This is a genomic window from Gordonia sp. LMA484, from assembly GCF_058129505.1.
On sequence record NZ_CM176700.1, the window covers coordinates 4,371,216 to 4,383,955 of the forward strand.

At 66.9% G+C, this 12,740-nt stretch carries 13 protein-coding genes and 1 pseudogene; 4 read left to right on the plus strand and 10 right to left on the minus strand.

Annotated features, from left to right (window positions below; all coding sequences use genetic code 11):
* Positions 1-22: 22 nt before the first annotated feature.
* Positions 23-790 (plus strand): SDR family NAD(P)-dependent oxidoreductase, encoded by a 768-nt coding sequence (locus tag AC4AMJ_RS19345; RefSeq protein WP_489914029.1) that lies wholly within the window; start codon positions 23-25, stop codon positions 788-790.
* Positions 787-1,564: pseudogene (locus AC4AMJ_RS19350) on the plus strand (crotonase/enoyl-CoA hydratase family protein). The gene AC4AMJ_RS19345 and the pseudogene AC4AMJ_RS19350 overlap by 4 nt, the downstream one beginning before the upstream one ends.
* Positions 1,565-1,619: 55 nt before the next feature.
* On the opposite strand, the gene AC4AMJ_RS19355 reads toward AC4AMJ_RS19350, so the two are convergent.
* The 8 genes from AC4AMJ_RS19355 to AC4AMJ_RS19390 all read right to left on the minus strand — a co-directional run bounded on the left by AC4AMJ_RS19355 (position 1,620) and on the right by AC4AMJ_RS19390 (position 9,477).
* Positions 1,620-2,594, minus strand: coding sequence for an NADPH:quinone oxidoreductase family protein (locus AC4AMJ_RS19355; RefSeq protein WP_489914031.1), 975 nt, complete (start codon positions 2,592-2,594; stop codon positions 1,620-1,622).
* 4 nt (positions 2,595-2,598) lie between these two features.
* Entirely contained in the window at positions 2,599-3,342 is a 744-nt protein-coding gene (locus tag AC4AMJ_RS19360) for an SDR family NAD(P)-dependent oxidoreductase (RefSeq protein WP_489914033.1), read from the minus strand.
* On the minus strand, positions 3,339-4,643 hold the full coding sequence (locus AC4AMJ_RS19365; RefSeq protein WP_489914035.1) for an acyl-CoA dehydrogenase family protein: 1,305 nt from the start codon (positions 4,641-4,643) through the stop codon (positions 3,339-3,341). The genes AC4AMJ_RS19360 and AC4AMJ_RS19365 overlap by 4 nt, the downstream gene beginning before the upstream one ends.
* A gap of 20 nt (positions 4,644-4,663) precedes the next feature.
* Complete coding sequence (locus tag AC4AMJ_RS19370) at positions 4,664-5,368, minus strand: TetR/AcrR family transcriptional regulator (protein WP_489914037.1); 705 nt, start codon at positions 5,366-5,368, stop codon at positions 4,664-4,666.
* Between the two features lie 47 nt (positions 5,369-5,415).
* A complete protein-coding gene (locus AC4AMJ_RS19375; RefSeq protein WP_489914039.1) occupies positions 5,416-6,438 on the minus strand; it encodes a phosphotransferase family protein in 1,023 nt (340 codons plus the stop codon).
* Between the two features lie 104 nt (positions 6,439-6,542).
* Positions 6,543-8,201, minus strand: coding sequence for an AMP-binding protein (locus AC4AMJ_RS19380; RefSeq protein WP_489914041.1), 1,659 nt, complete (start codon positions 8,199-8,201; stop codon positions 6,543-6,545).
* A complete protein-coding gene (locus tag AC4AMJ_RS19385) occupies positions 8,198-8,932 on the minus strand; it encodes a tyrosine-protein phosphatase (protein WP_489914043.1) in 735 nt (244 codons plus the stop codon). The genes AC4AMJ_RS19380 and AC4AMJ_RS19385 overlap by 4 nt, the downstream gene beginning before the upstream one ends.
* Before the next feature lie 20 nt (positions 8,933-8,952).
* Positions 8,953-9,477 carry a DoxX family protein gene (locus AC4AMJ_RS19390; protein WP_489914045.1) on the minus strand — a complete coding sequence of 175 codons (525 nt, stop codon included), beginning with the start codon at positions 9,475-9,477 and terminating at the stop codon, positions 8,953-8,955.
* A 131-nt stretch (positions 9,478-9,608) separates the two neighbouring features.
* Here AC4AMJ_RS19390 and AC4AMJ_RS19395 point away from each other — a divergent pair, with 131 nt between their 5' ends.
* Positions 9,609-10,373, plus strand: a complete 765-nt coding sequence (locus AC4AMJ_RS19395; RefSeq protein WP_489914047.1) for an SDR family NAD(P)-dependent oxidoreductase — start codon at positions 9,609-9,611, stop codon at positions 10,371-10,373.
* Between the two features lie 53 nt (positions 10,374-10,426).
* On the plus strand, positions 10,427-10,846 hold the full coding sequence (locus AC4AMJ_RS19400; protein WP_489914052.1) for a nuclear transport factor 2 family protein: 420 nt from the start codon (positions 10,427-10,429) through the stop codon (positions 10,844-10,846).
* A gap of 341 nt (positions 10,847-11,187) precedes the next feature.
* On the opposite strand, the gene AC4AMJ_RS19405 is transcribed toward AC4AMJ_RS19400, so the two are convergent.
* Together AC4AMJ_RS19405 and AC4AMJ_RS19410 are read right to left on the minus strand one after the other, a co-directional pair.
* On the minus strand, positions 11,188-11,592 hold the full coding sequence (locus tag AC4AMJ_RS19405; protein ID WP_489914058.1) for a nuclear transport factor 2 family protein: 405 nt from the start codon (positions 11,590-11,592) through the stop codon (positions 11,188-11,190).
* A 5-nt stretch (positions 11,593-11,597) separates the two neighbouring features.
* Entirely contained in the window at positions 11,598-12,698 is a 1,101-nt protein-coding gene (locus tag AC4AMJ_RS19410) for a Gfo/Idh/MocA family protein (protein ID WP_489914060.1), read from the minus strand.
* Positions 12,699-12,740: the final 42 nt, after the last annotated feature.

Sequence of the window (12,740 nt, forward strand, 5' to 3'; positions counted from 1 at the left end):
AGCTCCATAGAAAGGCTGACTCATGCAGCTCAAAGACAACACATTCTTCGTGACCGGGGGCGCATCCGGGCTCGGGGAGGCGACCGCCTTCGCCCTCGTCGGCGCGGGGGCGCGTGTCGTCATCGCCGACCTGGCCGCCTCCGACGGCGCCGCCACCGCCGAACGCCTCGGTGACGCGGCCGTCTTCGCACCGGTCGACATCACCGACGAGAACTCGCTGGCTCCTGCTCTCGACGAGGCCGAGAAGCTCGGGCCGTTGCGCGGCGTCGTGCACTGCGCGGGTCGCGGTGGCGACCGACTGCGCATCCTGAACAAGGAGGGCGAACCCAACGATCTCGACAGCTTCCGCAACATCCTCGAGATCAACCTCATCGGCACCTACAACGTGCTCCGCACGGCCGCTGCGCGGATGGCACGCAACGAGGCGATTGACGGCGAGCGCGGCAGCATCGTGTTGACGGCTTCGGTCGCGGCGTTCGACGGCCAGATCGGGCAGACCGCCTACACCGCGTCGAAGGCCGCCGTGCACGGGATCACCCTGGTCGCCGCGCGCGACCTCGCGAGTCACGGGATACGCGTCAACACGATCGCCCCGGGCACCTTCGACACCCCGATGCTGGCACGACTGCGCGACGACATCCGCGAAGGTCTCGCCGCCGGGGTCCCCTTCCCGAAGCGTCTCGGGCGCGCCGAGGACTACGCCGGGATGGCGCTTGCCCTGCTGGAGAACGGCTACACGAACGGTGAGACCATCCGTGTGGACGGCGCGATCCGGATGCCTCCGCGATGACCGCCACGACTACCGACGAGGTCCTGGTCGAGGCCGACTCCGGCATCCTCACGATCACCATCAACCGACCGGAGCAGCGCAACGCGATGAGCCTGTCGGCAGCGTCGGTCATTGCCGACGCCCTGATCCGCCTCGACGACGACCCTGGACTCTCCGTCGCGATCCTCACCGGGAGCGGCGGAACATTCTGCGCCGGCATGGATCTGAAGCGGTTCCGACTGGGCGAGCGTCCGATCGTGGAAGGCCGCGGATTCGGCGGCCTCGTCGAAGCCCCGCCCGCCAAGCCCCTGATCGCCGCGGTCGAGGGCTGGGCCCTGGGTGGAGGGTTCGAAATGGTTCTCGCCTGCGACCTGGTCGTCGCAGGGGCGGGTGCGAAGTTCGGACTCCCGGAGGTGAAGCGTGGTCTGGCGGCTCGGGCCGGCGGGATCTTCCGCGCCCCCCGGGTCCTCCCCCGCGCAATCGCACTGGAGATGCTGCTCACCGGCGAACCGATCAGTGCCCAGGAAGCACACGCGCACGGTCTGATCAATCAGCGTCGTCGACGACGGCTGTGCGGTCGCGGTGGCTCGCACGCTGGCCGCAGCGATCAGCTCGAACGCGCCGTTGGCGGTACGCGCCAGTAAGGCGCTGGCCCTCGCCGCGCGCACGTGGACCGACGACGAGTCGTTCGAACGCCAATCCACCTACACCGACCCGGTGTTCGCCTCGGCCGACGCGGCCGAAGGGGCTGCGGCCTTCGCGGAACGTCGGGCACCCCACTGGCAAGGGGTCTGACACGACGGAGGGGCGCAGACGGCAATCCGTCTGCGCCCCTCCGTCGTTCGCACGCTCAGCGAGTGGTGTCGATGACCACCTTTCCGGTGGTCAGACGCTCCGCGACTCGCGCCAGAGCCTTCGGAGCCTCGTCGAGCGCGTGGATCTCCGAGACGTGCGGCTTCATACCCTGTGCGACGAGCCGCGCGATCTCCCGACGCCCCCGTTCCACCGCATCTGGAAGGTGTTGCGCGAGAGTCCGGATCTCGAAACCTCGAAGGATCGCACCCTTGAGGAGGATCAGGTTCAGCGGAATGCGCGGGATGTCGCCCTGCGCGAATCCGAGGACCACGAAGCGCCCTCCCCACGCGATAGCGCGCAGTGCCTGCTCCGAGTACGCACCACCCACCGGATCGATCACCACATCGGCACCGCCGCCGGTGATCTCCTTGATCCGTTCCTTGAGGTTCTCTTCTCCATAGACGACGGTCTCGGTCGCGCCGAGGTCACGACACGCCTGCGCCCTCTCGGGCGTCGACACCGCTGCGATCACGCGCGCGCCCAGGCGGGTGGCGACGTCGATGCACGCGGTGCCGACGCCGCCGGCCGCCCCCAGGACCACGACCCAGTCGCCGGCCGCGACGTCGCCGAATGTCGTCAGCGAGTGATAAGCGGTCCGGTAGGTGACATTGAATGCCGCCGCATGGACCATGTCCAGGCCGTCGGGCACCGGTGACAAGGCGGTCGCCGGCACCGCTATCTTCTCGGCGAACGCACCACCGAACGCAGTACCCATCACCGCGTCACCCGCCGAGAGGCCGTCCACATCGGCCCCGACCGCCAGCACCGTGCCCGCGAACTCACTGCCGGCCGTGAACGGTGTCGGGACGCTCACCTGGTACTTGTCGGCTGCGATCAGGACGTCGGGGTAGTTCACCGACGCCGCCTCGATCCCGACCAGGACCTCACCCGGACCGGCGACGGGATCGGGTATGTCGCGGACGACCAGCAACTCGGGATCGCCGTGGGTCTCGCATCGTACTGCTCTCATCAGCTCAGTACAGTCCGCCGTCGACGCGAATGAGCGACGCGGTGGTGTAGCTCGACGCCGGGCTGGCCAGATACAGCGCGGTCGTGATGATCTCCTCGGGCCGTCCCGGTCGCCCGACCGCGCTCTGTGTGATCTCCCGCTTCTCCGGCGCCCACGCCTTGGAGATGTCGGTCAGGAACGGGCCCGCCGAGATGGTGTTCACCCGGACGGTGGGGCCGAACTCGCGGGAGAACGCGCCGGCCACTGCGTTGAGTGCCGCCTTGGCGCCCGAGTACGGACCGAATCGGGGCTGTGGGAACAGAGCGCCCGACGACGACACGTTGATGATCGAGCCGCCGTCACCGGCCGCCATGCGTTCCCCGACCAGCGATGTCAGGCGGAACGGCCCCTTGAAGTTGACGCCGATGACCTTGTCGAACAGTTCTTCGCTGGTTTCGGCCGACGACGGAGCGACCGGCGACATGCCCGCGTTGTTCACCAGGACGTCGACCCTGCCGAACACCTCGTACGCCTTCTCGACGAGCGCGTCGATCTCGTTCCACTTGCCGACGTGGCAGCTCACCGGGAGCGCTTTGCGGCCAAGGGCCTCGACCTCGCGAGCCACCTCCTCGCAGGCTTCTGCCTTGCGACTGGTGATGACGACGTCGGCACCGGCCTCGGCGAACGCCAACACCATCTCGCGGCCGAGTCCACGGCTACCACCGGTGACGAGTGCGACTTTTCCGGACAGATCGAAATGATTGGTCATGCGATTCCGTACTCCTCGAGAATGGCGGCGTGCTTGGCCTTCGCCGCGATCAGTCGTGTGGGGATGTGTTCGGTCGGGAACAACGAGTCGGTCGGTTCGTAATGCGCCAGTACGCCGCGGGCGACCGCGACCTTGTGGACCTCAGTCGGTCCGTCGGCGAGACCCATCGAGATGACGCCGTGCCAGTAGTCGTGCAGCGGTGTCTCGACAGTGGACCCGAGCGAACCGTGAAGCTGGATCGCGCGGTGGATGATGTCGTGGTAGATCTTCGCCATCGCGACCTTGCACATCGCAATGTACGTGCGGGCCGAGCCGTGCGGCTGCGTGTCGATGACCCACGCGGTCTTGAGAACCAGCAATCGGTATTGCTCGAGCTCGATCGCCGAGTCGGCGATGAACTGCTGCACCAGTTGCTTTTTCGCGAGCACCTCGCCCTGGGTGCGACGCGACAGCGCCCGCTCGCCCATCATGTCCAGTGCCCGTTGACATTTCCCGACGGTCCGCATCGCGTGGTGGACGCGACCGCCGCCCAGGCGGGCCTGCGCGACCTCGAACCCCTGACCGGGGCCACCCAGAATCGCATCCGACGGGACGCGGACGTCGTTGTAGCGGATGTAGGCGTGCGTGCCCTCGTCGAGTTCGTCGCGGTCCCCCATGACCGAGACGTTCCGGATGATCTCCACGCCCGGGGTTTCCGCCGGCACCACGAACATCGACATGCGACGGTACGGCGACGCTCCGGGGTCGGTGACCGCCATGACGATCAGGAACGACGCGTACCGCGCGTTGGACGAGAACCACTTCTCACCGCTGATGACCCATTCGTCCCCGTCCCTGCGCGCCGAGCAGATGAATTCCTTTGGATCGGCACCCGCCTGGGGTTCGGTCATCGAGAACGACGAGACGATGTCACCGTCGAGCAGCGGCTGGAGGTACTGCTCCTTCTGCGCGTCGGTACCGAACATGGCGAGGATCTCGGCGTTGCCGGTGTCCGGGGCCGCGGTGCCGAACACGGTCGGCGCCCACATCGACCTGCCGAGCACCTCGTTCAACAATGCGAGCTTGATCTGGCCGTAGCCCTGTCCGCCGAGCTCTGGACCCAGATGGCAGGCCCACAGGCCCTGTTCCTTCACTCGCTCACGCAGCGGAGCGAGAATCGCGCGGGCGGCCTTGTTCTCGGTGTTGTAGGGCTGGCCGAGGTGCGGAAACAGCAGGTCCAGCGGTTCACACTCCTCGCGGACGAATGCGGCTGCCCAGTCGAGCTTCGCCTGGAACTCGGGGTCGGTTTGAAAATCCCACATAGATGCGGTCCTTTACTCGGTCACTTGTCGGTTGACGGTTCGGGGTGCGCTGGTGGCGGCGCGGTCGGGGTCGGGCCGACGGCGCCAGACAGGCAGAAAGCCAGGAGGTGTTCTCGCGCCTGGTCCGTCGGCGATTCGCCCGATGTCATATATGTCGTGGTGAGGCCCATCACCAGGGTGTGGATGAACAGTGCGGTTCGCTCGGGTTCGGCCACGCCACCGTCGGTCAGGACCGAGGAGAGCAGTTCTGCGATGCGCGCGTGCCCGACCGGCCGGATCTCGCTCTTCGTGCGGGCGACCTGTTCGACGTTCCAGATGACCGCCCGACTGAGCTCCGACAGCTCCGGATCCCGGATCTGCGCCAGGACTCCGTCGATCCAGGCTGCGAGTCGGGTCGCGAGGTCGGGCTGTTTGAGCACCTGGTGTTCGAGGTACTCGTGGATCGCGAGCAGCCCCTGCTCGTACGTGGCGACGATGACGTCGTCACGACTGCGGAAATGTCTATAGAAGGCCTGATTCGACATTCCTGCTTCGCTGACGATCTCCGCGAGTTTCGGTTGCTCGGTACACCCTTTGCGCACCATCACCGCCTGTGCCGCACGGATCAGCGCCTTGACCTCGTCGTCGTATGAGGCCTGCCGGCGGGGCTTCGGTATACGGCGGAGCTGACGACCTCCCGGGATCACCGGTGGGACGTCACCCTGCACGCGTACCGTGTCGGTCATCGACGTCGTCTCCTTCCGTTGGCGTTGTCCCGCGGGTGATGAGTGGGTCAGTACCCCACCAGGGTCAGAGCCTCGGTCAACAGACCCGGCAGCGCCGGCTCCATCTTCTGGAACGCAGAACTCAGTCCGCCCCGCTTGCGTGCGCGCTTGATCAGCAGCGCGGTTGCAGCGGCCTCCTTGTACCGGGTGAGTGCGTGGAACCAGTCGATGTCGTCCACCTGACGGCCCAACGTCTCTTCATAAGTCTTTGTGACCTCGGCGATGGTCGGTGTACCGCAGGGCTCGTCGGATGCCGCTGCGGGATGGCCGGCTTCGTCGGTGAAGTAGGCGAGCCAGGTGAGGTCGATGCGCGGATCGCCGACGGACCAGATCTCCCAATCGATGATCGCCGTGACCTGATCGCCGTCGCAGAGCGTGTTCCCGAGGCGATAGTCACCGTGGTTGACCACCGGGCCGGCGGGAGCCGGCATCGTTGCGTACAGCGCCTTCGCGCAGCCTTCGTAGTCACCCCGAAGGTCTTCCGGAACGGTCTCGAAAGCTCTTGTCCACCGGTCGATCTCCGCGCCCAGGGTCACCACGGGCTCCTCGGCCAGACCGATGTCGGCGGGCACCGCGGAATGCAGGTGAGCCAGCATGCGGGCCGCGTCGAGGTACCGCGCGCGGGTCTGTGCCCGGGTCCCCTCGTCGGTCGACCGCCCCTCGGCCAGAAGCGGTTCCACGCACTCCCCGGGCACCATCTGCATCGCCACGAACGGCGGAGTGCCCGCGTCGTCGAAGTAGACGGCCGGTGCGGCGACACCCGATACGCCAGCCAGCGCCTGCATGACCCTGCCCTGGCGGATCACGTCGCGGTTGCGGACCGGCTCGAGGCCCGGAGGGGCGACCTTGAGAACGACCGACTCGGCGGCGGCGCTGCCCGTGACGTCGGCGACGAACGTCAAGCTCGACGTCCCACCGGTCAGCGGGCGGACGTCGTCGACCCGAATATCGGCCTGCCAACGTCGACCAGATCGCGCAGCACGAGTGCTGATGTCGGCCAGCAGTTCAGATTGCGCGGATTCCGTTGTCATGTGGATCCTTCGCTTGACGGAGAAAGTGAGATTGAGATTCTGGGAACATCATTTCGGGTTCGCTGCCGATGCCCAACCGCGTGTTCCACCCAACGGAACCGCTGTCAGTTCGATGAGCGTTGCGACACAGATGCACTCGGGTCGTGGGCGAAGTGTTCGGCACGCAGGTCCGACTTGCGGACCTTCCCGAGCGCGGTGCGCGGCAGCGCATCGACCACCACGAGACGCTCCGGCGCCTTCTGTCGGGCCAGGCCCGACGAGTCGAAGTGAGCCCGGAGCTCGTCAAGCGTGAGACCCGCACCAGGTTCCAGGACGACCACGGCCCCGACCACCTCGCCGTAGCGCGAGTCCGGCGCCGCGACGACGGCCGCCTCGGCGACTGCCGGGTGGCCGGCGATGACGTCCTCGACCTGGCTCGAGGAAATGGTCTCCCCCGCCCTGATCACCACGTCCTTGATCCGGTCGGTGATCGTGAGTCGACCGTCACCGTCCAGGTGGCCGAGATCGCCCGTGCGCATCCAGCCGTCGGCGGTGAACACGTCCGCATCCAGTCGCGCATCTCGGTACCCGACGAACTGATCGGGACCTTGGAGCACCACCTCACCGTCGACACCCGCCGGTACTTCCATCCCGTCGGAATCGAGGATGCGGATCCGGACGCCCGCCATCGGTGCGCCGTCGGTGCCCAGCCGCGCGGCGACCGACTCCCCGGCGTGACCGGAAGTCGCGGTGGGATGTTCGGTGGAGCCGTAGCTACGGAACGTGGCTATCCCGGCTGCTTCGGCACGCCTGACCAAGGCCTCCGGGACCGTCGCCGCCCCGACGAGGAAGTCCGTCAGCGTGCGGAGCTTGGTCTCGACGCCCGCTACGTCGATCAGGCCGGCGAGATGGAACGGCGTACCGGAGGTCGAGGTGACCCGGTACCGCGATATCAGCTCCGCCGCCAAGGAGGCATCCCAATTTTCCATGTAGACGGTGCTGCGGCCGTGCACGAGGGGTCGCAGCACATTGCTGACTCCTGCGATGTGCCCAGGCGGAAACGAGACGAGCTGTATCCGATCCTCGCGTCCAGCGGGCGTTCGGGCCTCGGACCGCACTTCGACCATCAGCGAATTGTGGCTGTGCTGAACGCCCTTCGGTGCAGAGGTCGTTCCCGACGTGTAGACGAGAAGGGCGACGTCGTCCGCGTGCACGGTGGGCGCGACGTACTTCGGAGAGGTCGAGAGGTCACGCCAGGCCACCGTCCCGGCGGTGGCGGGGCCACCCACAGTTACCACATCCCGAAGTGACGGCAGATCCATGTAGCTCTCGACCCGGGGGCAGAATTCGGTCGTGCGCCATCGATCCGGCTGGATCAGCACCACGGCCTGCGATTGCTCGAGGATGAATCGGACCTCATTCGGTCCGTAGACGTGCACAATCGGCACGAGCACCCCGCCGGCCAGCAGTACGGCCGCGTACGCCACCGACGCCTCGACCCGGTTGGGCAGTTGCACGGCCACTGCGTCACCCGGGCGCACACCGTGGGCACGCAGCCCCGCGGCCACCCGCTTCGCGGTCTCGCGGATCTCACCGACGGACGTCACCGATCGGGAGCCGTCGGCCGCGCAGTAGACGACCTGTCGGTGGGGTCCGGGGGCGTCGTCGTCCGACAAGACGTCGACCCAGGTGCGGGTGCCGTAGTAGCCCTGTCGGTACCACTGTGCGCGAAGACCGCTCGCCACGTCGTCGGTGTGAGTTCGCTTCGGCGAGTGCGTCATCATGCGCCCTTTCCGCGCAGCCGGGCCTGCCACAGGGCGAGGTCTTCGGGGTCTCCACCGTTGTCGAGAACCCATTGAGCCGGACCACCACCGCTCGACATCAGACAGTCGATGACGGGTGCGATCGCCCCTGGCGGCGCATGCATGTAATTCTCCGGAAGCGGAGGCGAATCATGTTTCCGCACACCGACGTCGAGCCACCTCGCGTACAGGCTCGGCAGCGCCGCTTCGCTGCGGACGAAGTCGCCGGCCACCGCGGACGGCTCGACACCGGCCGCGAGCAAGAGGACGGCGACGGCGACGCCGGTTCGGTCCTTTCCCGCAGTGCAGTGCACCAGCGACGCCCCCGGTGATCGCGCGACGTACCCGAGCAGGTCACCCACCCAGATCTCGCCGCAGCGCAGCATGCGGAGGAAGACCGCTGCCAGGTCGGTCGGCGCCGCATCGGGAGCGGCGGCGTCCAGCATCGGTACGTGATGGACCACCGGGCCCGCGGGCCACGCGTAGGCGAAGCTCGAACGTTCTCGGACACCTCGCAGATCGACGACGCATGCCGGCGGCCACGAATCCACTTCGGGGACATCGGTGTCACCCGGGTACGGCGCATCTCCGCGATACAGGACTCCGTTCGCGGTGACGCCGCCGTCGCCGAAAAGCAGCCCGCCGACATCGCGAAGGTTGACCAGACCGGCAGCACCCGCACCACGTGTCTGACCGTGCGCCGCGTACGGCATTGTCCGCTCCACCGACATGCTCAGACCTCTGATTCGGCCGGCACCCGAGTAGGCGTCGGCCGATATGCGCCGCCGAGCAGCAGCCCCGCGGCGGCCAGCCCGCCTGCCAGTGCGATGATGCCGCCGACCCAGCCGTCGAGAACAGTCACCCCGAACAGCAGGTGATCGAGGCTTGCCGCACCGGGTCCGGTGACCGCGATCGCGATCGCGCCCGCCGCCAGGACGAGGTTGTACTCCCAGCCGTCCGACACGATGAAGAAGCCGTTTCCGCGGTGCACGGTCCAGGCCGCGACGAACATGAGCGAGACGAACGCGGCCGCCGCGAACGGAGTCAACAGTCCGAACGCCAACGTGAGCCCGGCTGCGAGTTCCGTGCCGGCCGCGAGCCGAGCGTTCGCCCCGCCGGGCCGCATGCCGATGCTGTCGAACCACCTCGCCGTCCCCGGTATCCGACCCCCGCGGAACACCTTTGCATAACCGTGCGCGGCCATCACCAGGCCAAGACAGATCCGTAGAACCAGCAGGCCGGCGTCGACCTCATCCATGATCTCGATCCCTTCCACACCGCCGCCAGAAGTCCATCCGACGCTTCTAGACAATTATTACCTATCTAACTAGGTTAGAACCAAGAGCGGGTCTCGTCGCCCGCATCAGCAGCAGAGAAAGGGCACCATCCATGGATCTCACGCACGCCTCAGCCGCAGTCACCGGGGGCGCATCCGGCCTCGGCAGAGCCACCGCGGAGGCGTTCATTGCGCGCGGGGTTCCGACCGTCCTCATCGATCTGCCGTCGTCGAACGGTGCCGCCGTCGCAGCAGAGCTCGGCGAACTGGCCACCTTCGTCCCCGCCGATGTTCGCGACCCGGCCTCGGTCGACGCGGGGCTCGCGGCAGCAGAAGCGATCTCACCGTTGCGTGCGGTCGTCCACTGCGCGGGCCGCGGCGGCAAGGTACGACTGGTGAACAAGGACGGCACGCCGGGCGACCTCGAGCTGTACAAGCAGGTCATCGACACCAACCTGGTCGGGACGTTCACTGTCGCCAGCCTGGCGGCCGCGCGGATGGCCAAGAACGACGCCGTCGACGGCGAACGCGGAGTGATCATCATGACCGCCTCGGTCGCCGCGTTCGAAGGGCAGATCGGCCAGGCCGCGTACTCGTCTGCGAAGGCGGGCGTCGCGGGCCTCACGATAGTCGCGGCGCGCGACCTCGCACGCAAACTGATCCGAGTCGTGACCATCGCGCCGGGCACGTTCGAGACACCGATTCTCGGGGGTCTGTCGGAGAAGGTTCGCGAGTCCCTGTCCTCCCAGGTCCCGCACCCGAGCAGACTCGGCGACCCATCCGAGTACGCGAAGCTCGCGCTGGCCATCGTGGACAACGCGATGATCAACGGCGAGACGATACGCATCGACGGTGCGATCCGCATGGCGCCCGTGTAACCCGGGCCTCCCGCCGCACCTCAACACACCCCGCTCAACCCAACGGAGGCATCATGACCCATTCTGCTCAGCTGACGCTTGCGGATCCCATTGTCCGCGAGGGAGTCTGTCATGCGCTCGCCGCGTACTCGCGCGCCCTCGACAATGGTCGAATCGACGAACTCATCGGACTCTTCACGCCCGACGGGCGCTCCGCACTGCCGCAGATGGAACCGGTCGTCGGCCACACCGCGCTGCGCGCGCTCTATGAACCACTGATCGCAGAGCATCCGACACGGCACGTGGTGGTCGACACCGTCGTCACCCTCCAGGACGACGGGCGCGCTCTGGCGACCAGCACCCTCCTGTGGGTGAATTCTCGCGACCAGGCATGGGTCATCGAACTCGTCGGTACGTACGAGGACGTGCTGGTGCAGGGCGAAGACACGCAGTGGCGCTTCGAGAGCCGCTCGCTGTCATTCCTCACGCCCTGATACTCGAAGTGCTGATTGCCGGCCGTCGTGACGCTCCTCGCTACGCTCGTCGCTCCTCAGACATCGACCTTGGACCCGTCGCTCCTCCGAGCGTGTCTGCAAACCTGGTCCCTGAGGAGCCCGCGAGCAACGAGCGAGCGTCACGAAGGGCCGCCCTTCGTGACGCTCGCTCGGCTGGCGCCTCGCGGGCTCCTCAGGGAGCAGGGGGTGCGCACCGGCGCGGCTTGCGTCCATCTTCGGATCAGGCATCGGCCTTGGGACCTTGAGATTCCACAACGAGAATGGTCGCCAGAGCATCGCTCTGGCGACCATTCTCGTTGTCCTCATTTGGCTGTGGTCGATCAGATTCGATCCAGCCGCAGAGACTGGACTCGCCACCCTTCCCCGCTGCGGACGTACGTGTCCCGGTAGTGCCCGTATCCGGCGACGATCGTGGTTCCGTCCGAGGTTCTTTCCAGAGTGTCCGACATCGCCCACACACCGGTAGCGGTGTCGGCTCCGGTGATCTCGATCTCCGGAGCATGCAGATGATGCACGCTGCGCACGCCGGTCATCCCAGCGCTGATACCCTGCACGATCTCATCTCGCCCCTGCCACCGAACGTTCGCTTCCGGCGCCTCGAGGACGGCGTCTTCGGTGAAGCATTCGCCGAACTCCGCCCACTGCTTTGTGTCCAGCAAGCGTGCGACACGCGCACGTAGCCGCTTGATGGATTCGACGGCCCGCAGCTCCTCGAGCTCGCCCACCGCGGTCACCGAACTGCCGACGGCGCCAGAACGGACTGCCTCGAACCGGTCTCCGCCGCCGCCTCGATGGCGTCGAGCAGAAGATGACGTCCGAGGGCATGCACGAAGTCCGGCGCCTGATCTGCTCCGCCTTCGAGCTGCACGCGGATACGGTCGTACTCGTGCGCGACGGCGTGTGCCGGCGAACCAGCGAGCTCGGGGTGATGATCGTAGCCGTCCGGCAACGGGAGCTCGTGCAGTTCCTCGTCGCCGCGAGCACCGGTGATCGTCAACGGATTCGACAGCGTCCCACCGTTCCCTTCGATCCGCAGGAATCCGTCCGTGCCGACGATCTCCCACAACAGTTTGGTGGAATGGCTGTTGGCGCCGCGAAGGTGGATCGACGCGACGGCGCCGTCTGCGAGGGTGCCGGACACGGCGATCTCATCGGCCGCAGTGGCTTCGACGAGTCCGCCCGTATCGGTGTTCACTACTTCCGGGTGGCGGACCGCCGTGGTCGCACTGACCTCAACGAAATCGTCGAGGACGAAAGAGAATGAGTCCACGAGATGCCCGAAGACGATCGAGAGAAGCGTTGCGCCGTGCGACTTGTCCAGCAGGTACGCAGTGCGGTTGCCGACCGGTCCGCCCCAGGGACCCGACGTCGCGAGCAGGCTGGTCGAGACGACGTCGCCCACGAAGCCATCGGCGATCAGGTCGCGCAGATATCGCACGGCCGGAGCCGCTGTCCCCTGAAAGCCGACGAACACGTCCGCACCGTCGGCGGCCCGCACCAATTCCTCCGCTTCGGCAACGCCATTCGCGAGCGGCCATTCGCACAAGACCGGCTTTCCCGATCCCAGTGCCTTGAGCACGAGGTCGCGGTGCTCGGGCACCTTGACTGCGACCACCACCAGATCCACGTCGTCGCATCCGGCGAGCTCTTCGATGCTCGCAAAGGCCCGCGGCACACCGTACGCCTGCGCCGCGGCCTGCGCCGTCTCGGCGGAACTCGTTGCCACGGCGGTGATCTCGAAACCCTCGGCGGCTCTCAACGCGGGCAGATGACCATATGACGCCCAACTACCGGACGCGCTGAGACCCACCACTCCGACTCTTACTGTCACTGTCAGAACCTATTCACTCGATGAATTGTCGGCGTCCGAGTG